This window comes from Anaerostipes sp. (genome assembly GCF_018381315.1).
In the GTDB taxonomy this organism is placed as follows: domain Bacteria; phylum Bacillota; class Clostridia; order Lachnospirales; family Lachnospiraceae; genus Anaerostipes.
Genome location: NZ_JAGZSD010000030.1, coordinates 1 through 21,656, shown reverse-complemented (window position 1 = coordinate 21,656; position 21,656 = coordinate 1). Strand labels below are relative to the sequence as shown.

Annotated in this window: 20 protein-coding genes; 18 read left to right on the top strand and 2 right to left on the bottom strand. The window is 43.4% G+C overall.

What is annotated here, in order from left to right:
• The first annotated feature begins 17 nt into the window (after positions 1-17).
• The 3 genes from KH180_RS15920 to KH180_RS15910 all read left to right on the top strand — a co-directional run bounded on the left by KH180_RS15920 (position 18) and on the right by KH180_RS15910 (position 2,743).
• Positions 18-1,547: a hypothetical protein gene (locus KH180_RS15920; protein ID WP_290762160.1), complete on the top strand. Its 1,530-nt coding sequence runs from the start codon at positions 18-20 to the stop codon at positions 1,545-1,547.
• Positions 1,548-1,599: 52 nt separating this feature from the next.
• Positions 1,600-2,418, top strand: a complete 819-nt coding sequence (locus KH180_RS15915; protein ID WP_290762157.1) for a polysaccharide deacetylase family protein — start codon at positions 1,600-1,602, stop codon at positions 2,416-2,418.
• A 76-nt stretch (positions 2,419-2,494) separates the two neighbouring features.
• The gene (locus KH180_RS15910) at positions 2,495-2,743 is read left to right on the top strand and encodes a hypothetical protein (protein ID WP_290762155.1); all 249 of its coding nucleotides are present in this window, start codon (positions 2,495-2,497) and stop codon (positions 2,741-2,743) included.
• A 235-nt stretch (positions 2,744-2,978) separates the two neighbouring features.
• Here KH180_RS15910 and KH180_RS15905 read toward each other — a convergent pair whose 3' ends face one another.
• Positions 2,979-3,824, bottom strand: coding sequence for a polysaccharide deacetylase family protein (locus KH180_RS15905; RefSeq protein WP_290762152.1), 846 nt, complete (start codon positions 3,822-3,824; stop codon positions 2,979-2,981).
• Positions 3,825-4,141: 317 nt separating this feature from the next.
• Between KH180_RS15905 and glgX the strand changes: the two genes are divergently transcribed.
• The 10 genes from glgX to KH180_RS15855 all read left to right on the top strand — a co-directional run bounded on the left by glgX (position 4,142) and on the right by KH180_RS15855 (position 16,940).
• Positions 4,142-6,253: a glycogen debranching protein GlgX gene (glgX, locus tag KH180_RS15900; protein WP_290762150.1), complete on the top strand. Its 2,112-nt coding sequence runs from the start codon at positions 4,142-4,144 to the stop codon at positions 6,251-6,253.
• Between the two features lie 42 nt (positions 6,254-6,295).
• Positions 6,296-7,159, top strand: a complete 864-nt coding sequence (locus tag KH180_RS15895) for a class I SAM-dependent methyltransferase (protein ID WP_290762148.1) — start codon at positions 6,296-6,298, stop codon at positions 7,157-7,159.
• A 160-nt stretch (positions 7,160-7,319) separates the two neighbouring features.
• Positions 7,320-8,324 (top strand): rod shape-determining protein, encoded by a 1,005-nt coding sequence (locus KH180_RS15890; protein ID WP_290762146.1) that lies wholly within the window; start codon positions 7,320-7,322, stop codon positions 8,322-8,324.
• Between the two features lie 107 nt (positions 8,325-8,431).
• Positions 8,432-10,654, top strand: coding sequence for an SF1B family DNA helicase RecD2 (gene recD2 / locus KH180_RS15885; RefSeq protein WP_290762143.1), 2,223 nt, complete (start codon positions 8,432-8,434; stop codon positions 10,652-10,654).
• Between the two features lie 125 nt (positions 10,655-10,779).
• Entirely contained in the window at positions 10,780-12,015 is a 1,236-nt protein-coding gene (locus KH180_RS15880) for a hypothetical protein (protein WP_290762140.1), read from the top strand.
• A 175-nt stretch (positions 12,016-12,190) separates the two neighbouring features.
• On the top strand, positions 12,191-13,303 hold the full coding sequence (ald, locus tag KH180_RS15875; RefSeq protein WP_290762138.1) for an alanine dehydrogenase: 1,113 nt from the start codon (positions 12,191-12,193) through the stop codon (positions 13,301-13,303).
• Positions 13,304-13,326: 23 nt separating this feature from the next.
• Positions 13,327-14,115 carry a DeoR/GlpR family DNA-binding transcription regulator gene (locus KH180_RS15870; protein WP_290762135.1) on the top strand — a complete coding sequence of 263 codons (789 nt, stop codon included), beginning with the start codon at positions 13,327-13,329 and terminating at the stop codon, positions 14,113-14,115.
• A 93-nt stretch (positions 14,116-14,208) separates the two neighbouring features.
• Positions 14,209-14,658 (top strand): PTS sugar transporter subunit IIA, encoded by a 450-nt coding sequence (locus KH180_RS15865; protein ID WP_290762132.1) that lies wholly within the window; start codon positions 14,209-14,211, stop codon positions 14,656-14,658.
• 18 nt (positions 14,659-14,676) lie between these two features.
• Positions 14,677-16,266: a PTS system mannose/fructose/sorbose family transporter subunit IID gene (locus tag KH180_RS15860; RefSeq protein ID WP_290762131.1), complete on the top strand. Its 1,590-nt coding sequence runs from the start codon at positions 14,677-14,679 to the stop codon at positions 16,264-16,266.
• Positions 16,267-16,454: 188 nt separating this feature from the next.
• A complete protein-coding gene (locus tag KH180_RS15855; protein WP_290762129.1) occupies positions 16,455-16,940 on the top strand; it encodes a PTS sugar transporter subunit IIB in 486 nt (161 codons plus the stop codon).
• A 13-nt stretch (positions 16,941-16,953) separates the two neighbouring features.
• Here the strand turns inward: KH180_RS15855 and KH180_RS15850 are convergent, their stop codons facing one another.
• Positions 16,954-17,739: a DeoR/GlpR family DNA-binding transcription regulator gene (locus tag KH180_RS15850; RefSeq protein ID WP_290762128.1), complete on the bottom strand. Its 786-nt coding sequence runs from the start codon at positions 17,737-17,739 to the stop codon at positions 16,954-16,956.
• 129 nt (positions 17,740-17,868) lie between these two features.
• On the opposite strand from KH180_RS15850, the gene KH180_RS15845 reads away from it, so the two are divergent.
• The 5 genes from KH180_RS15845 to KH180_RS16885 all read left to right on the top strand — a co-directional run.
• Positions 17,869-18,240, top strand: a complete 372-nt coding sequence (locus KH180_RS15845; protein ID WP_290762127.1) for a hypothetical protein — start codon at positions 17,869-17,871, stop codon at positions 18,238-18,240.
• A gap of 14 nt (positions 18,241-18,254) precedes the next feature.
• Complete coding sequence (locus tag KH180_RS15840; RefSeq protein ID WP_290762125.1) at positions 18,255-19,517, top strand: aminotransferase class III-fold pyridoxal phosphate-dependent enzyme; 1,263 nt, start codon at positions 18,255-18,257, stop codon at positions 19,515-19,517.
• Between the two features lie 434 nt (positions 19,518-19,951).
• Positions 19,952-20,917, top strand: a complete 966-nt coding sequence (locus tag KH180_RS15835; RefSeq protein WP_290762124.1) for a sugar-binding transcriptional regulator — start codon at positions 19,952-19,954, stop codon at positions 20,915-20,917.
• Positions 20,918-20,936: 19 nt separating this feature from the next.
• Positions 20,937-21,344, top strand: a complete 408-nt coding sequence (locus tag KH180_RS15830) for a transcriptional regulator GutM (protein ID WP_290762122.1) — start codon at positions 20,937-20,939, stop codon at positions 21,342-21,344.
• A gap of 177 nt (positions 21,345-21,521) precedes the next feature.
• On the top strand, positions 21,522-21,656 hold a 135-nt coding region (locus tag KH180_RS16885), incomplete at its 3' end, for a PTS glucitol/sorbitol transporter subunit IIC (protein WP_290762180.1).

Here is a 21,656-nt window from a genome sequence, read left to right as displayed (position 1 = left end):
GGAAAGGAAGGCAGAAGATGAGTATGAAAAAAAGAATCATGGCGGTTTTGTTTGCCGCTGCATTAGCCTGTCCCGGCACTTCTGTATTAGGGGCAACCGACAGGGAAACGGTTTCCGAATATCCGCTGGATGCAGTCTCAAAAAGTGTTTTTGGAGATCAGCACTTTGTTGATTATCTTGATTCCATCACAACATTTACAGATTTGACAGTAGATCTGGGTATCGCCTGGAGCAGAGGGACTGTATTAAAGAAGGAACGTGCGGATTTGATTAAAGATCTTCCGTGCAGGGCTCTGGGAATGGAAGAAATGAGAGGACTGGAAGCCCTTTCCGAGGTGAAGGCATTGGATTGTTCCGAAAATAAGATCAGTTCTCTTAACCTCAGCGGAAATAAAAAGCTGGAAAGCCTGAACTGCAGTGAGAACGCTTTGACCGTTTTGGACCTCAGCCATAATACACTTTTAAAAGAGGACAGCCTGAAGATCGGCGGCCAGAAAAACAGTATTGGCATAGAGTATGAAAAAGGGAAGTATATTGCAGACTTGAAAGAAATAGAACATATGGATCTGAAAAGAATAAAAAAAGTTGCAGACCCAGAAGGAACGCATGGGCTTTCCTACAATGCAGACAGCGGTATTGCTGAATTTTCCAGTCTTCCGAATAAGCTGATTTATGATTACGATGTAAATTTTAACGGAAAAACTATGGATGTGACACTGGATCTGAAGCTTGGAGACTGCTACACCATTGAAGCTGTATCAGCGGATCCTGCAAAAGGGAGAGCATCAGTCAATGGGAAAAACAGTGACAGAATATCTAAGAATAGAAAAATATGTGTTAAAGCACAGCCTGCTCCCGGCTGCAAATTTGCCGGATGGAAAACAGCATATGACAATGGCTTCAGAAGCACAGATCCGGAATATCAGTTTAAGGCAGTCAAAAACATAAAAATGATTGCAGTGTTTGACAAGAAAGCAGCTTCTGATCCGGGGACTGAACCAAAGCCGGAACCAAAGCCGGAACCAAAACCCGAAATAAATGGCAGCAATAAAAGGCCTGCAAAGAAATTAGTATTGGGCCCGCCGCAGCATATCAAACTAAAAGCTGGGAGGAAAAAAGTAAAAATTACTTATTCCAAAGTTAAATATGTATCCCAATATGAGATTTACAGAAAACAGGGGAAACGGTTCAGAAAGATTGCTGTCACAGGGAAAACAAGCTATACAGATAAGAAGGTAAAACCTAAAAGAAAATACAGCTATAAGATCAGATCCGTCAGAAATATAAGGCTCTCATCCAAGATTATAAAAATCAGGGCAAAGAAAAAACGGATGAAAATATCTTTTAAAAGGACAGCAGGAGCAAATTATTATGTGATTTATAAAAAAGCGGGAAAAAAGTATAAAAAAATGCTTACTACAAGGTCGTCAGTATTTACAGACAAAAAAATAAAAAAGAGCAGGAGAGGAGTTTATAAAATCATTGCATATCAGAAACCAGTATACAGTGCATATTCAAAACTATACATCAGTAAAAAAGTAAAGTAATCAGGTATCTATTCTTAGGATGAAAGATAGAGCTGTCTGGGAAAGGACACATATGAAGAAAATAATATTAACAGTGATGATACTGGTCACAGCAGGGACAGCAGCTGTCAGTGTAAAAAATTTTGTGCTGCAAAAGAATGAAACAAAAACAGAGTATGCTATTCCTAAAAAGCTGTCAAAAGCCAGAAAAAAACAAAGCAGCCGGCCAATGCAGAGACACATTGATAAAAGAAAAAAACTCATTGCATTTTCTTTTGATGACGGACCGGCGAAAGAAAATACAGACAGAGTTGTGAAGGCTCTGCTCAAAAATCATGCCAGAGCAACCTTTTTTATGCTTGGGCAGAATGCAAAATATTATCCCGAGCTTGTAAAAGAAGTAAAGGATTCCGGAAATGAGGTTGCCGGACATTCCTGGAATCATCCGCAGCTGACAAAGTTAGGCCCTGAGGGTGTCCGTCTGCAGATGCGGAAAATGAACCGTGCAATTTCAAAAGTGACAGGTTATGATGTAGGGCTGTTAAGACCGCCTTATGGATCAGTGGACCACGTGGTCAAGAAAAATATAAACGCACCCCTGATCCTGTGGAGTATTGATACTCTGGACTGGAAAACGAGGAACACAGATGCCACAGTAAATACTATTTTGAAACAGGCCAAAGACGGAGATATCATCTTGATGCATGATATTCATAAACCTTCGGTGGCAGCTGCGGAAAAGGTACTGCCTTTACTGAAGGCCAGGGGATATGAGATATGTACAGTTTCAGAACTATTGAAAGCAAAAGGGATCAAGGTAAAAAAGGGTGATGTCGTTGTCAGTGCGTCCCAGATCTACAGAAATAATAAAAGAATGCATCAAAAAGTATGATTCTGAGCAGGAAATTAAGAGGACAGCAGTAAATTTGTGAATCAGGCTTTCTGCGCTGTCATATAAGGAGCTTTTTATGAAAAAATATATAATATCTTTTGTGTTAATAATTGTTTTGATTATCGCTGCGGCAGCAGGGATGAAAAGTTTTCTTCTCAGTCAAAAACGAAAAGGAACATATTACTATACAAAAATAACACAGCTTTCTGAAAGCAGGACAGAGGAGGGTTATCTGTACCGGCTAGACGGTTTTGACAAAAATGGAAAAAAAAGCTGGAGTTTTATGGGATGGACAGTAAGCCGATTAAAAAAGAAGCATATCTGAGAGTTACATACGGCACTGTGTCTGACGGGAGCAAAGACGTAAAGAGATGGGAGGAAATACAGAAAAATGAGGTTCCCCCCAAAGCTTTGGAAAAGATAGAAAAGAAATAAAACATAAGGTGGTCTGTAAGTATAGAATTGCTTGCAGGCCACTTTTAATTGACTGGACAAAAAGATAAATAAAAAAACACCTTCAGAGGGGCTGCGAAACCTGAACTGAAGGCGGAAAAACAGTTTTATTTTTTATACCGGTAAACATCATTGGCACTCACCACAACATCCCCGGGATGCAGAGTAATATTTCTGGCTTCCAAAAGCTCTGAGACAGTACAGACTTGAAAGCCCTTTTTTTCAAGCTTCGGGAGTACCTTTTTTACAGCCTCGGCTGTAGGAGAATGGATGTCATGCATTAAAATGATATCTCCGTCTTTTGCCTGGTCAAGGATTGCCTTTGAAGTCTTGTCTGCATTCAGCGTTTTCCAGTCCAGAGTATCAATGCTCCATAAAATGAGAGGGTCGTTCACCGTCTTTTTCACAGTACGGTTGATAGAACCGTAAGGCGGCCTTAAGAGCCCCACATTTGATCCGGTGGCGGCGAAGATCGCCTGATTCATCTGGTTCATTTGTTTCTGAACACCGTCTTTTCCGAGTTTGGTGAGCAGAGGATGATTCCAGGAATGCCCGGCAACCTCATTTCCGGATTCTGCAACTTTCTTTACCAGATCCGGATAATATTTTGCATTTTGGCCAAGTATAAAAAAAGTGGCCCGTGCATTATTTTTTTCCAGAGCTTTGAGGATTTTTTCCGTGTTTTTTCTGGAAGGGCCGTCATCAAAGGAAAATGCAATCAGCTTCTTTTCAGGATCCACTCTTTTTGGAAGAAAAGGAAAGTCTCCCAGATCATGCGTTGTTATCTCCTTGAGTATTTTACGGTTTTTTTGAATTTCTGCGCTGGTAGCCGAGGATTCTTTTAAGTTTTTGGTCTCCCGGCTGATTCTTGCCAAATATAAACCTTGTACAGCTATAATGGAGACCATCAATATCAGCACCGCAGCTTGTCCTTTGTTTAATCTTTTTTTCATTTGTGCCTCCTTATCCAGTACATAGTATTTCCGTTTTCCAATAATCCTTGATAAAAGAACATGGAAAGGCAGGGTGAAATTTCATGCTATAATTTATTCTATGAAAGAAAAAGAGAAAATATCATGATATGTTCCACATGATTTCCGTTCGGCTCTTAGAATGCCTCACTCCAATCATGTAGAACATGGAGGCAGTGTCTGCTGTCGCTGTCTCAGAAATGAAAAGGGTTTTCGGCATTTGTGTTATAATGAAATAAAGCATATTTCATATATTTTTGAATAACCCTTATTTGACGGAGTATAAAGGAGCGCGGCTTATGGATATAAAAAGGATCGGGGAGGCCAGACAGTTAAGGGCTATGGACACGGTAAATGGATTTGAAGTCCGTCCGGGCTTTTACCTTCAGAACGGCGCCACAGCCATCGAGGGAGGCGTCAGTTTTACCGTACATACTAAGAATGGGACGGCTTGTACCTTGGTATTGTATAAGAGAAAAGCAAAGGAACCCTTTGTCGAGATACCGTTTCCGGAGAATTATAGGATTGGGAATGTTTATTCTATGATCGTATTTGGACTGGATATCAGAAAGATTGAATATAACTACCGGGTTGACGGGCCGCAGGAGCCGGCAAAAGGTCTGCTGTTTGACAGAAGCCGGTGCCTTTTGGACCCTTACGCCAAGGCGGTGACAGGACAGAGCAACTGGGGTGAAAAGCCTGAGTACAGTAAGGACTGCTACCGTGCCAGGGTAGTGTCCAATGACTTTGACTGGGGAAGAGCCAGGCGCAGGCCAACTGATATGAGAGATCTTATCATCTATGAACTTCACACCAGAGGCTTTACAAAGCATGAAACATCCGATGTAAAGCATCCCGGAACCTTTGACGGCATCCGGGAAAAGATTCCCTATTTAAAGGATCTGGGCATCAATGCGGTAGAGCTGATGCCGATTTTTGAATTTGATGAGACACGGGATACCAGATATGTGGCAGGGAAGAAGCTTCTGGATTACTGGGGATATAATCCGGTGAGCTTTTTTGCGCCGAATACAAGTTATAGTTCGGAAAAGGAATTTAACAGGGAAGGAACGGAACTTAAATATCTGATTCGTGAGCTTCATGACAATGATATTGAAGTGATATTAGATGTGGTTTTTAATCATACAGCAGAGGGAAATGAGGACGGTCCGTTCATATCTTTTAAAGGCTTTGACAATAATATTTATTATATGCTGACCCCGGACGGAAAGTATTATAATTTCAGCGGCTGCGGCAACACCCTGAACTGCAATCATCCAGTCGTACAGAATATGATTCTGGACTGTTTGAGATATTGGGTGACCGATTACAGAATCGACGGTTTCCGATTTGACCTGGCATCCATCCTCGGAAGGAGCGAAGACGGATCGCCCCTGAGCAAACCGCCTCTTCTTGAACGACTGGCTTTTGACCCTATTCTTGGACGGGTGAAATTGATTGCGGAGGCCTGGGATGCGGCAGGGCTTTACCAGGTAGGCTCCTTTCCTTCGTGGAACCGATGGTCCGAGTGGAACGGCAGGTACAGGGACGATCTGAGAAGATTCCTGAAAGGAGATCCCGGGATGGCAGAAGCGGCCGCCCAGAGATTAAGCGGCTCCAGGGATATATATGACAGGGAGAGCAGAGGAGATGCAGCCTCTGTAAATTTCATTACCTGCCATGACGGATTTACCCTCTGGGACCTTTATTCTTACAATGAAAAGCATAATCTGGAAAACGGATGGAATAATACGGACGGGGACAACAACAATAACAGCTGGAACTGCGGCACAGAAGGAGAGACTGACCTCCCTGATATATTAAAGCTGAGAAAAAAACTTGTAAGAAATGCCTTTGCCGCTTTAATGACGAGCCAGGGCGTTCCGATGATGTATGCGGGTGATGAATTTTTAAACTCCCAAAAAGGGAATAATAATGCTTACTGCCAGGATAACGAGATTTCATGGCTGAATTGGGATCTGCTGGCGGAAAACCGTGAGATCACTCAGTTAGTCAAAAAAATGATTCAGTTCAGAAAAAAACATCCGGTTCTTCGTTCCAGGGGCGGAGAAGCTTTGTGCGGTCTTCCGTCCGTAAGCTTCCACGGGGAGGAACCATGGAAGTTTAGGAAAGATGATCAGAATCACCTTCTGGGCGTTCTGTTTGCGGGCAGAGAAAAAGATAGTGACACAGATGATATCGTTTATGTTATGATGAATATGCACTGGGAGCCGCACACTGTGAGGCTGCCGGAGCTTCCGCTGGATTATTTCTGGGAGATTGCTGCAGATACGGCCAATGAGCCGGAAAACGGAAGGCTTCCTGGAGGAGAGATCCGGATGGAAGAGCGGAGTATTATTATATTAGAAGGAAATCAGATGGGGCGGAAGGGAAGTGTTATCTGTCTTTGATGGGGATAAAATATACAATTAAGAAAAGGAAGAGAACGTAAGATGTGGATTGCAGATCAGTGGAAGGATTATGAAGTTTTAGATACTTCTTGTGGTGAAAAGTTGGAAAGATGGGGAGACTATTATTTAGTACGGCCGGATCCCCAGGTTTTATGGCAGACACCAAAAAAGCTTAAGCAGTGGAAAAAACCAAACGGACATTATCACAGGAGCAGCAGAGGCGGCGGCCAGTGGGAATTTTTTGACCTGCCTAAGACTTGGGATATCCAATATAAGGAGCTTAAGTTTCATTTACAGCCGTTCAGTTTTAAGCATACGGGTGTTTTTCCGGAACAGGCGGTAAACTGGGATTGGTTTTCCGATAAGATTAGGAATGCAGGACGTCCTGTAAAGGTGCTGAACCTGTTTGCATATACCGGAGGTGCAACGCTGGCAGCGGCAGCGGCAGGGGCAGCAGTGACCCATGTAGATGCGTCCAAGGGCATGGTCAACTGGGCTAAAGAAAATGCCCAGGCTTCCGGACTCAAAGACAAACCGATACGCTGGCTGGTGGATGACTGTGTGAAGTTTGTAGAGCGGGAGATCAGGCGCGGTAATCAATATGACGGAATCATTATGGATCCGCCGTCATACGGCCGGGGGCCAAAAGGTGAGATCTGGAAGATTGAGGAGAAGATTTTCCCTCTGGTACAGCTCTGTACGAAAATTTTGTCGAAAAACCCCTTATTTTTTCTGATCAATTCATATACAACAGGGCTTCAGCCGGCAGTACTCTCTTATATGCTTGGAACAGAAGTGAAATCTAAGTTCGGCGGCAGAGTGACAGCGGAAGAGATTGGTCTTCCAGTTTCTTCAAATGGCTTGATTCTGCCGTGCGGAGCCTCCGGCAGGTGGGAATCCGTATAGATATTTCAGAAATCTTAAGTTTTGCTGAATTTTGTTTGAATATGTAAAAAACAATTGAAATTTTTCTAACTTTGTTTATAATTAAAAAGAGCGTGTATACGAATAATTTACATTTAACATAATGATAATAATAGAGAATTCGAAAGGGGAATTTTGAAACATGGCAGGTTCAGATATCGGAATTGATTTAGGCACGGCCAGTGTCCTGGTTTATGCAAAGGGCAAAGGAGTCGTTTTAAAAGAGCCATCTGTAGTGGCATTTGACAGAGATACAAATAAAATTAAAGCAATCGGGGAAGAAGCCCGTCTGATGCTCGGAAGAACTCCCGGGAATATTGTGGCAGTGCGCCCGCTCCGTCAGGGTGTTATTTCTGACTATACAGTTACAGAGAAGATGCTGAGCTACTTTATCAACCGCACAGTCGGAAAGTCTATTTTCGGAAGAAAGCCCCGCATCAGTGTGTGTGTGCCGAGTGGTGCCACAGAAGTAGAGAAAAAAGCAGTTGAAGACGCTACCTATCAGGCAGGGGCGAGAGAAGTTTCCATTATTGAAGAACCTGTTGCGGCAGCCATCGGTGCCGGAATTGATATTGCAAAGCCATGCGGAAATATGATCGTTGATATTGGAGGAGGAACTGCTGATATCGCTGTCATTTCCCTGGGAGGTGTGGTAGTGAGCACTTCCATCAAGGTTGCCGGAGATGATTTTGATGAGGCAATCGTACGCTACATGCGCAAAAAGCATAATCTTCTGATCGGAGAGCGTACAGCTGAGGATATTAAGATCAACATTGGTACTGTTTACAAACGTCCGGAGAATGCGACGATGGATGTCCGCGGAAGGAACCTTGTGACAGGACTTCCTAAGACTGTTACCGTTACCTCTGAGGAGACGGAAGAAGCCCTGAGAGAGCCTGCATATCAGATCGTGGACGCTGTTCATAATGTATTGGAGAGAACTCCGCCTGAGCTTGCAGCAGATATCTCAGACCGCGGAATCGTTCTGACCGGAGGAGGATCTCTGATCCAGGGTCTGGAAGAACTGATCGAATCTAAGACAGGAATTAATACGATGACAGCAGAGGATCCTCTGACAGCAGTTGCCATCGGAACTGGAAAATACATTGAATTTTTATCCGGAGAAGACAAAAAGGCTGATAAGTAGTCAGTTTCATTTTCAGTGCTTTTTTGAGCCGGAAGAGGACAACCAGGGTATTTTATCCTGGTTGTTTTGCGATTGCAAAAGTATTGGATTTGAAGGAGGGGAGAAGAATGGGACGGATTTCCGGATATGTTGACCACATCCGTTTTCGGAATGAGGACAATGGTTATACAGTGCTGAGTCTTGATATGGACGGAGATGAGGAGACCGTGGTCGGTCTTTTCCAATTCCTTCACGAAGGAGAATATATGGAACTGGAAGGCGAGTATGTGGAGCATCCTGTCCACGGCCCCCAATTCCAGATGACCTCCTATGAGATTACCATGCCCAATGATGTTCAGAGTATGGAGCGGTACTTAGGCTCCGGAGCAATCAAAGGCGTGGGACCTGCCATTGCCAAAAGGATCGTAAAAAAATTTAAAATGGATACTTTCCGTATTATTGAGGAGGAGCCGGAACGCCTTGCGGAGATCAAAGGTCTGACAGAGAAAAAGGCAAGGAGCATTGCCGTGGAGTTTTCAGAGAAGCAGGAAATGCGTCAGGCTATGATGTTTCTGTCCGGTTATGGGATTACTACCAATCTGGCAGTAAAGATTTTCAAAGAGTACGGAGACAAATTATATGATGTGATCCAGAATAATCCCTATCAGATGGCAGATGATATCGAGGGTGTCGGGTTTAAAATTGCAGATGAGATTGCCAGGCAGGTTGGGATCGGCAGCAGTTCGGATTACCGGATCATATCAGGGATTTTTTACACTCTCATGCAGGCACTGGCGTCAGGACATATTTATCTGCCCAAGGAAATCCTTCTCAGAAATACTGCAAGGATGCTGGAAGTGGAAGAAGAAATGGTTGAGCCCCATCTTCTGGATATGATGATACAGAAAAAGATCATTATAAAAGAGGAAGAGGAACAGACCAGGATTTATGGAGCGGCTCAGTATTATTTGGAACTGAACACTGCCAAAATGCTCTGTGATCTCAATATGACCTATGACGTGTCGATATCTGAGGTGAGAACAATGATCGCCAGGATTGAAGAAGGCCTTCAGATTACATTTGCAGAGAAACAAAAAGAGGCAATTGAGGCGGTGGCAGAAAACGGCGTAATCATTCTTACCGGAGGGCCGGGAACCGGAAAGACCACTACCATCAATGGTATGATACGTTACTTTGAATCGGAGACGCTGGATATAAGGCTGGTAGCCCCTACGGGAAGGGCGGCAAAGCGTATGACCGAGGCTACGGGATATGAAGCTACTACCATCCACAGACTGCTGGAGCTGAACGGTGATTCCAGCAGCGGTGACCGGATGAACTTTGAGCGGAATGCAGGCAATCCTATTGAGACAGATGTCATTATTGTGGATGAAATGTCCATGGTGGATATTTTTTTGATGAATTCACTTCTGAGTGCTGCGGTGCCGGGAACCCGGTTTGTGTTTGTGGGAGACGCAAACCAGCTGCCTTCTGTGGGACCGGGCAATGTACTGAAGGATATGATTGCATCGGGTTCATTTAAAGTAGTAGAGCTGAACCAGATTTTCCGTCAGGATGAGGCCAGCCATATTGTAAGCAATGCCCACAGGATCAATGAAGGAAAAAACATAGACCTTGACAATAAAAGCAGGGACTTTTTCTTTTTGGAGAGAGAAAGGCTGGGAGATATCCTTGGGGTCCTTGTCTATCTGGTGAGAGACAAGCTGCCCGGATATGTCAATGCCACGCCATATGATATTCAGGTTTTGACCCCTATGCGAAAAGGAGAGCTTGGAGTGGATAAGCTTAATGAAGTGCTCCAGGAATATCTGAATCCTCCCGCAGAGGAAAAGCAGGAGAAACAGGCTGTCTCCTGTCTGTTCCGGGAGGGTGACAAGGTCATGCAGATCAAAAATAATTACCAGATGGAGTGGGAAGTAAAGAATCAAAAAGGATTCACGGTGGAAGAAGGGAAAGGTGTCTTCAACGGAGACATTGGACGGATTACAAGGATCAATGATTATACAGAGAAAGTCACAGTGGTATTTGATGATATCAGGGTGGCGGAATATTCTTATTCCATGCTGGATGAACTGGAGCTTGCCTATGCGGTGACGATACATAAGTCTCAGGGAAGTGAGTATCCTGCCGTGGTTATGCCGCTTCTGACCGGGCCGAGGGTTTTGTTCAACCGGAATCTCTTATATACGGGGGTTACCAGGGCCAAGCAGTGCATTACGATGGTAGGCCGGAAATCCACGGTACAGCAGATGATCCAGAACGTAAACGAACAGAAGAGATACTCGACTCTTTGTCAGAGGATCGAAGAACAGGAAGAACTGATGCCTTAGGGCACAGGGCTTTCTGTTTTTCGTCGTTGCTTTCATTTTCTGTATGATCAAAGTGTGGCCGGCCATTACCAAACGACGGTCATTCGGAAACAGTCAGATATTTAAATTTTAGGAGGAAATTCGGAATGCAGTTTATACAGATTTTATTGTCATCTGTTGTACTTGTCGCAGTTATAGAGTATATTTTGAAAAATAAATCCAATAGTCTTCAATACATTACCAGTGCCAGAAGTGACTGGAGAAAAGATATGAAGCAGACAGCCAGCAGATTGTATCAGGCAGACCGGGGACAGATAGGAGAAATATTTGCTGAGTTGAAGGTTAATTTAAATGGATATGGTTTTTTTCCAACCCTGGATCTATATCCGGATGATAAGCAGCTTGAGTTTTTTAGAGATGAACATATATGGAAACAGATTGCTTATATAGAGGAGAAGATGAACGATTGGGAAGATGAAACATTCTCCCGGGAGAAAAATAAGGTCAATGAATATATCACCTGTCTTTTGAAGTTCGACTGGGAGCGGACCAAGCAGGAGGTGAAGACGAAAAGTACAGTGCTGTTGTTTATAGTCCTGTTTTTTTGTGTACACATTCCGGTTCTTCATTTCTTGCAGGGGGATAAAAATGTGGTCAGTCACATTTGGGATCAGCTGATCCCAATTAGCTGTATTGTTTTATCTATGGTGTCAGTATATTTGCCGAATGTAGTTAATGAGTCAAAGATGCTTCAGTTCGGAAAATGGTATAAATACGAAACATTTAATTTTCTTACCTGGGCAATAGGGGGCTGTCTTGAATTAGCTGGTCTGTATATACTGGCACATAGACCAGGTGCCTTTGATGATATTTTATACTATCTTACAGGCGGCGCTGCAGTGGCCATATTGGCCGGTATCATGTTCCATGCTTTCGGCTATAAACTTATCTACTTAAAATATGACCGCGCGGTGAGAAGGACTATGGGCTGTGATTCAGTTATCTGCTACAGTAGTCAGACAGGGCTGGCATATAATTGCACATCCTTTTTGATCCATGATTTTTTTGCTCGCTTGAATGTAGATTTTTCGGATAGGGAACTACCTGAACATAGTGGAGAAATATTGGAATTTATATGCAGACCTGACAGTTCGGTTTTGGATAAACCGGAACACCTTCTGAGACACAGAAGCCGTATCAGGTATGCTGTCAGCAGAAAGAAGGATATTAAAGCGTTTATTATAGATAAGCCGAAAAGGTGCAGATTCATATTTAAATTTACTTCAGGATTTGAGGAGTATTTTACAGTTGGATATAATAAAAAAACAAAGATGAAGTTTCAGGAATGGATTTACAAAGACAGCAGCAGAGTGAATCCTTAATCTTTCAAATTACATATATTTTTAAATGGCAGCAGCATTCTGATACAGAGTGCTGCTTTTTTTGATTCAAACAATCGAAAAAAGAAAAAAACAATCAAATATAATGTTGACAAATGAAAGAAACGGTCATAATATAAAGGTAACAATCAAAATAAAAAAGACAGGAGGTAAAAAGATGAGGGTCGGAAGTGTGACGGAGATTAAGAAAAAGGAGTACCGTGTAGGTCTGACACCTGACAATGTGAAAAGCTATGTTCATGCCGGACATGAGGTAGCTGTCCAGGCAGGTGCAGGTATTGGATCAGGTTTCGCAGATGAAGAATACAAAGCGGCCGGAGCTCTGATTATGGAGGATGCAGAAACAGTATGGAATTGGTCGGAAATGATCATAAAAGTGAAAGAACCGCTCAAAGAAGAATATTCATTGTTTCATGAAGGATTGATCCTATACACATATCTGCACATTGCTGCCGATAAACCACTGATGGATGCACTTCTGGATGCAAAGGTAAAAGGAATTGCCTATGAGACTTTAATGGAAGAAGACGGAAGCCTTCCGCTCCTGACCCCCATGAGCCAGATTGCCGGGAGACTCAGCGTGCAGGAAGGGGCAAAGTATCTGGAAAAACCATTTGGCGGAGAGGGAATCCTGCTGGGCGGGGTTCCCGGCACCAAAAGAGCAAAAACAGTCATATTGGGAGCCGGAACTGTTGGTTCTAATGCCTGTAAGATTGCAGTGGGCATGGGAGCGGATGTGACCATTATGGACATCAGCCTTATGCGCCTTAACTATCTGGATGATATTTTCGGCAGCCGTATTCAGACGCTGATGAGTACCGACGGCACCGTACAGGAAGTACTGGCCGACGCTGACCTGGTTATCGGTTCTGTGCTCATTCCGGGGAAAGCCGCACCAAAGATTATAAAAAAAGAATATTTAAAGCAGATGAAGCCGGGAGCACTGATCGTAGATGTGGCGGTTGACCAAGGGGGCTGCTGTGAGACTACCAGAGTCACATATCATGATGATCCTGTCTATATGGCAGACGGCATTGCCCACTACTGTGTAGGAAATATGCCGGGGGCAGTTCCGAAGACTTCCACAGCTGCACTGACCAATGCCACACTGGGATATGGCCTTAAGATTGCAGAACAGGGGATTGAATATGCATGCCGGAAATACCCGTCCGTTTACTCCGCAGTCAATACATATGAAGGACAGATCACCTGTAAAAATGTTGCAGACAGTTTTGGGCTTGAATATACAGATCCCAGGATGCTTATGTAGCCGGGCGGCAGAGGGGAGGAACGATGGGAAGACGAAGTTCACTTAATGAGGCAAAGGTTATTGATTATGTGAGACAGAATGGAGAGATGACCACAGCCGATGGGATAAATCTGCTTGGTGTCTCTGAATCTACCATCAGAAGAATTTTTATAGGGCTTCAGAAAGAAGGAACAGTACAGCGTGTTTTTGGAGGGATTAAGGCAGTTTCGCAGGAAGGCAGATACCGCTATAAGGAAACCGCTGTGATAAATGTGGCAGAAAAAAAACAGATCGGAGCTGCAGCATCAAGGCTGGTGAGGGATAAAGAGTTCATTTATATTGACGGAGGCACCACTACCTTAGAGATGTCGAAAGCTTTGGCAAGACGGCTGGAGGAAAGGGAGATCAGAGAGGTGACAGTCATTACAAATTCAGTGGTAAACCTGGACATATTAGCCCGGTACTGTGACGTGATCATTGCAGGAGGGAAATATTCTGAGGACAGAAAGGATGTTTCAGGAAATCTGAGCGAAACATTTCTTTCCCAGTTTCGTTTTAACAAAACGTTTTTGGGCACAGACGGTTTTACCTTTGAAGAAGGGTTCACATCCTCCAGTGTGAATGTGTCGCTGCTCAGCAAAAAGGCTTCACAGCTGGCTGAAAAGACATATGTCCTGATGGATTCTACAAAAATAGGAAAGCAGTCTTTTGGGATCAGCTGCAGATTAGAGAATATTGACGGAATCGTTATTGATTCAAAGATTGATGAGACAAGCAGGAAGCGATTTGAAGAAAATTCAGTACAGGTCTTTAAATTTGATGAAAGTGAATGAAATATTCAATATAATGAAAGAATCAATCAAATATAATTGACGGAGAGAAAAGACCGTGCTAAAATTTTATTAACAGAAGGAAGGAGGAGAGAGATGATACGCATAATACCTGAGACGATCAAGGAAGACTTGACCGGCATTTTGATCTGCAGTCATGGGAGTATCGGGGAAAGCCTGATAGAAGCCGCCCAAATGATCTACGGAGAATGTCAGAATATCGCCTGCCTGGGACTGGAACCAACAGATGACATTGACGAGTGGGGCACAGAGTTAAGCCGGATGGCCGGAAGCTTTCCGAAAGGGGCAGTGGTGCTGCTGGATCTGTTCGGAGGAACTCCGTTTAACCAATATTTGATGAAGACAGCAGGAATGGTTATAAAACAAAATGAAGGACAGGCATATGCAGTCACAGGAGTGAACCTTGGAATGTTACTTGAAGCCATCGGACAGAGAGAAACATCAGAACTTGAGAAAATCCCGGAAATATTAGAAAGGACAGGAAAAGATGCAGTTATCAACGTAATGGATAAAATGAAAAAGTAAGAGAGGAGATGTTATGTTATGCATTTATGGCAGGCAATTATACTCGGAGGATTTTACTGGTTTAGTTTTTTAGGGGTGTTTGACCACTCCCTTAATCTGTTGTTTTATCAGCCCTTGACATCGGCGCTTTTAGTCGGCCTTGTCATGGGGGATGTGCCGACAGCCATGATTGTCGGCGCAACGATCCAGCCTATGTTTTTGGGCCAGACTCAGGCAGGCTGGGTTATTACCAATGACAATGCGGCAGCAGGAATCATCACAGCATCAGTTGTTATCGCTTCCGGCATGGACATTAAGTCAGCCATGGCAGTGGCCGTTGCCGTAGGAATTGTCATGAGCCAGCTGACCAACATCCGTATGACCGTGGGATCTTTTTGGAACGCACTGACCGACAAATTTATCAGCAGCCGGCAATATGACAAACTATGGCTTTCTACTGTCATTTACCCATCTTTATTTAAGGTACTTTTATACTGGATTCCTATGACACTTGTATTATTCTTTGGGGCAAGCAATATCGGGTTCTTTGTCAATGGGCTGCCCGGATGGCTGCAGAACGGACTGAATGCCCTGGCTTCCCTGATGCCGATTGTAGGACTCTGCATCGTTGCATCCTCCATCGGAAAGAAAGGATATATGCCATTTTTTATAGCAGGATTTTTATTTGCAGCGTATTCAGGAGTAAGCGGTATCGGTATCGCGATTGTCTCTGTCATTCTGGCATGGTTTGATTTCAGATGCCAGAATAAAGGAGAGCACCTGTCACTGAACCTAAAGAGTGCATCGGTGGCAGACGCATCACTCACCAAAAAAGACCTGAACTGGGCATCTATCCGTATGCTTTCATTTTACTCAAACGGCAACAGCTATGAACGGTATCAGGCAAATGGTATTGTTGCAACCATGATGCCTTGTCTGAAAAAATTATATAAAGGAAATGACGACGGACTTCAGGAAGCTATGGTAAGGACCTCGGAATTATTTAATGCAGAAGATATGACATCTGCACTTCCGGTCGGCATTCTTTTGTCTATGGAAGAACAGAAAGCAAAAGGAGCACCGATTCCGGGAGAGATTATCTCTGACACAAAAGCAGCATTGTTTCCTCCGATGGCAGCAGTAGGCGACACTTTGAACTGGGCCACAATTATTCCTACTTCACTGGCGCTGATGTGTCCGTATGCCTTGACAGGTGCGTGGTGGCCTGCACTGGTTGTAGTTTTGATCGGAGCTGTACTTTGTAATTCACAGGCATTTATCTTAATGCATCTGGGATATAATCTGGGAAATAAAGCGATTAAGGACTTGGTGCAGAGCGGACTGATCAACAAGGTCATGTCTTTCTTCACTGTTATGGGTATGTTTGTTATCGGAGGAATGATCAGTTCCCTGGTCAGCGTATCCTGCCCGCTTACGATTGCCACAGGTAAATTTTCATTTGCAGTGCAGAAGGAACTGTTCGATGTATTAATGCCGAACCTGCTCACATTCATTGCCACACTCCTTATCTTCTTTACAATTAAACGCAAAAATATGAGTGTTATCAAAGTTATATTCGGAACTATGATTGTAGGAATCATACTCGGAGCACTTGGTATTATAGCATAAGTTTTTCTGCATTATCTCCAGTCGGCTCTGAAAAGGCCTCCTTCCGACAATGTAGAAAAACTATCGTAGGATGGCACCTTCTGTTTAGTCGTCATCCTTATCCAGCAGACACTATGTACATGTTCACCAGTTTTCCGGCTTTGCCGGGGCGCAGGCGGATTTGGGATATGAAGAAAGGTGGTTTTTATATGGGGAAACTAGTATTGACCCGGATTGACAACCGTTTGATCCATGGGCAGGTAGCCAGTGGGTGGATCGGAAAGTGCAGTGCCGGCAAGATTGTGGTCATTGATACGGCCACAGCAGAAAACGAAATGATGCGTGATATCCTTTCTCTTGCAGTTCCTCCGGGAATTGAGTTTTCGGTTTACACAAAAGATGAAGGGATTTTACAGTATAAAGAAGATCAGTTTGGAAATGAAAGTGTTATGTTAATCTTTAAAGATATCAAAACCGCTTATGAGTGCTTAAGAGGAGGCATTTCTTATCCGTCACTTCAGATCGGCGGAACCGGGGTCCGGGAGGGCGCTAAAGTTCTGGAGGGACCGATTACAGTGACGGAGCAGGAATGCAGTATGCTGAATGAGCTTCAGGACAGCGGTGTGGAAATTCATCTCCAGCAGACAGTTCAGAGCAAATCTACAAAATGGAGTGAAGCAAGGAAAAAGCTGTGACTGCAGAAGAAAGTTATTCTGCAATGTGAAGGCTGATCCTGCGGTTTGAAAATTGTTTGATGTCATCTTCATGAATGCCGCCGTCAGTGATGACGGCGGTGGCATCATCCAGTTCAGCATAGTTTACATAGGAGGGATGTCCGATCTTGGAAGAGTCCAGGAGTACATAGGATTCTTTTGAAAGTGTCAGGGCCGTACCGGACAGACGGGAGGTATTGATATTATCGCTTGAAAAACCGTGCTCAAACGTCATGCCGTCCGCTCCCAGAAAGGATTTGGAAAAATGAAACTGGGACAAAAAGCTGACACCCAGTGTTCCGGCCATGCTCCTGCGTTCATCAAACAGAGTGCCTCCAACCAGTATGACATTGCAGTAGGAATTCAGAATCTCAAGATTAATCAGGGAATTGGTCACAATGTTCAGACTGCTTGAGAGAGTATTGTTCTGAAATCTGGTTACAAGAGACTGTGCCATATATGCAGTGGTTGTACCGCAGTCTATATAGATGAAATCAGAATCCAGGATCAGTCCGGCGGCATATTTTCCAATCAATTCTTTTTCTCTTTTCATTTTCTGCTTGATAATGTCGTAGTGATAGTAATTATCAGGCTTGGCGAGAATAATGCCGCCATAGGTACGGACAACCTTTTTCTTTTCCTCCAGACGCCCGAAGATACGGCGGATAGTGGATTCTGAAAGGTGAAACAATTCAATGGCATCACGCGTAAGTAATTTTTCGTGAGAGCCCAGGTATTCCAAAATGCTTGACTCTATTTTTTTATTCCGTTCTTTCGACATGAGATACCTCCTTGATCGCAAAAGTAATTAAATTCAGTATAGCATGCAGAAAAATAAATGGCAATATCAGCCAAAATAGTGAAGGAAACTGTTAATAATTGTGATTTGTCCAGAAAGGAATGATTCATTATGACAGAAAAAGAGCAAAAATTTGCAGATAGAATCCGGCTGGCCGTGCAGCTGGCCAATGAAGATCCGGAAGGCAGAAAGCTGGCCGGCCGTCTCCTGGACGGAAAGATCGTAGTGAAGATTACGGACGGAGCTGTACTGAACATTTTGATCAAAGACCACAAGCTGAAGTTTGTGGAAACCTCTGATCATCCGAGAGCTATTTATGAGTATGGGGACATTGATTCTGCGTTAAAACTCTTGGATAAGAAGCTCAGCACTTATGCCGCAACTGTCCATAAGCAGCTGAAACTTATGGGGCTGTCAACGTTAAATGACGCATTTGATAAAATTTTGAATCTGGCATATGAACATGCAAACGGATTAAAGTAAAGGGGGCAGTAAATATGGAAGTATATAGATATGATAAAAGCTTTGAATTATATGATAAAGCAAATGAAGTAGTTCCATGTGGCTTATACGGACATCTGGGTGTTGGGCGTGCAAGGCTTAATCCTATGGGCTGTTATCCGCTGTTCTCTGATCATGCTGAAGGCACCTACATCTGGGACGTGGACGGCAACCGGTTTATAGATTATGCATGTGCATACGGGCCAAATGCGCTTGGGTACCAGGATCCGGATGTGGATGCCGCCGCTCTGAGACAGAGGGAAAAAGGAAACTGTACTACGGTAGTCTCCCCAGTGATGATCGAATGTGCAGAGAAACTGGTAGAGACCGTAAACTGTGCTGATTGGGCATTCTTTGCGAAAAACGGAGGAGATGTGACCACTCTGGCAGTTATGACGGCCCGCCATGCCACTGGCAGAAAGAAGATTATTATGATGGAACACGGATACCACGGAGTTTATCAGTGGTGTCAGAAACCAGGTACTCCGGGAGTTTTGGATGAAGAGATCTGCAACAATCTGTACGTGCCTTTTAATGATTTTCAGGCTATTGAGAAGGTGGTGCAGGAACACCCCGGAGAAATTGCAGGGATTCTTTCTATGCCTTATGACCATATTTCCCACTATGATAATGTGCTGCCGGATGAGGACTATTGGCCCAGGGTCAGAAAACTCTGTGACGATCATGGAATTGTGCTGATCATTGATGATGTACGCGCAGGCTTCCGGATGGACCTTGCCGGATCTGACCACTATTTCGGCATAAAGGCCGATCTTCTGACTCTCGGAAAGGCTATCGCAAACGGCTGGAATATGGCGGCGCTGGTTGGGCGCAAAGAAATGAGAGAGGCAGTGGAGGATATGAACTATACAGGAAGCTACTGGCTGTCTGCGGTTCCGCTTGCAGCTTCTGTGGCAGCCCTCACGAAAATGAAAGAAATTGATGCAGTAGGGATCATGAGAAGAACTGGAGAAAAACTTACATCAGGGCTGAAACAGGTAGCGGATGCAAACAATGTAAACCTTAGCACTACCGGACTTCCGTCACTTTTTAAAATTATCCTGAAAGATCCTGATGAGTCTCTGATACCCCATCAGGAATGGATCGGCGAGATGGTGAGACGGGGTGTTTATATTTCCCATTTCCACAATATGTTTACCAATACAGCAATGACAGAGCAGGACCTTCAGTATACGTTTGATGTGGCAGATGAGACCTTAAAGATTATTATAAAGAAATATCCTCAGATTTTAGTGTAAAAAATAATGGCCGTTATTTTATTGAACATATTGTACTATCATCAAAAACCGGGAAGAATTTCCCGGTTTTTTTTCGATTTATTGAATGGTATTATCTTCTTTAGATACCAAAAATAATACCCTTTTTTTATGGCAAATAAGGCGTATTGAACAAAAAAGTTATGCAAAAAGGGTTAAAAGTTTAACATTCTCACAAAAAAACAAGAGGGATGAGATGGATTGATTGGCTGATTATACTGCACAAAAATATCTGTCATTTTTTTAACGAATTTTTAGAACAAATGTAAAAGTATACGTTCAGAAAAAGTCTACTTCGACATTTGTTCAACAAAATCGCATTGATAAAGATTTAAGATTTTGATAGAGTAATTGCATGATAATTAATACAATTTAAAACATCAGGGGATGACATTAAAATACACGGGAGAGAACATATGAAAAAAATAGTGGATGATTGGAGATTGATTTACAAATGCTGCAGTCTGTATTATGAGGATGACATGAAGCAGCAGGATATCAGCGATTACCTCGGGATATCCAGGGCAACCGTTTCAAGGATGCTTCAAAAAGGTAAGGAAAGCGGAATCGTAAAAGTCGAAGTCATTAATCCAGTTCAATTTTCGTATGGGAAGTTAGAAAAGGCATTGGAGCGAAAATACGGTTTGAAGGAAGTCGTTGTGGTGGAGAGCAGCCCGCTTGACACAAAGACAGATTCTATCTCCAGGCTGTATGAGAAAGCAGCGCTGTTCCTTTCACAGTATTTTAAGGACGGTGATTACATAGGAGTTTCCATGGGATTTACGCTTCACAATGTAGCCCGCACCAACCGCGCATTCCCAAAAGAGAATCATTACTTGTTTGTGCCGATCCTCGGGGGTGTCAGCCAGGGCACGGTTTCTAAAGTCGATGTCCAGGCCAATCAGATCGCCAAAGAATTTGCGAAAAAGTTCGGCGGAACTTATACACAGTTTTTGTCACCGGCAGTTTTTTCTGAACGAAAAATCATGGAATATTTTTTGAAAGAAAAGTCTGTTAATTTTATTTTTGAAGATTTTAAAAAGCTGGATACCATCGTTATGGGAGTGGGAATTCCGGAAAGCGGCGGGTCCACATTGATACAGGCGGGCTATCTGACCAAAGAGGAGATGGACCAGTATGTAAAGCAGGGTGTCGCAGGAGATATTGCTCTCCAGTTTTTTGATAAAGAGGGGAATGCTGAACCATTTCAGCAGTTTAACGAGAGAGTGGCAGGGATGACCTTCCCAATGATTAAAAAGATCAGAAACCGTATCGCCATAGCCGGGGGAGCCAACCGGGCTGAAGCTGTAAAAGGCGCTATACGCGGGGGATATGTCAACATGCTGATCACCAATAATGAATGCGCTGAGAAGCTGCTGTAAGAAGGGGGTACATGAAAAGATGCAGGGAATTTCGGTATTTTTATTAGTTATCTTTGTACTGTTTGTTGTGCAGGCTGTGGGCGGCTATTTTCAGGTTAAAGATTACAGAAGGGCAGTAAAGAGAGTGCATCAGCTTGGCAATGTAGGAATCGGACAGAAAAAAGGAAGGCTGCTCTCAGGGAATATTGTCATGATTGCATGTGATGCTGAGGGGATTATTACCGGGGGCGAAATCATGGAAGGACTGAGTTTCCTTACAAAGTTTAAACCTATCACCAAGATCCTTGATAAGGAGATGGTGGGAACTAGTATATATGAACACCTGGATAAATTCCGGGAAATGGATAAGAAGAAAAGAAAATATTACAAAGGATACATCCGTGCTTTAGAAGCACTGGATATGCGGCTTCAGGGAACAACTCTGTAGCAGTGCTTTGGAATATATATATAGACTGGCAGGATTGCAGAAAGAAGACTGACTGAACTTGTTTTGAGGGCCCAAAAGCATGTTTTAGCTTGGTTTTTCTTTTTTGGGAATTTTGTCTGACAATATTTTATATATATAGGAGAAATTGATATATTCAATTAAGAAGGAGGAGAAAATATGGAAATCATATCTAACGCTGCCAATGGATTTATTAAGCTATTCCAAGAAGGCGGTACCACATTCATGGGATGGGTAACCGGAATCATCCCGCTGGTTGTCTGCCTGATGACAGCAGTAAACTCAGTAATCAAG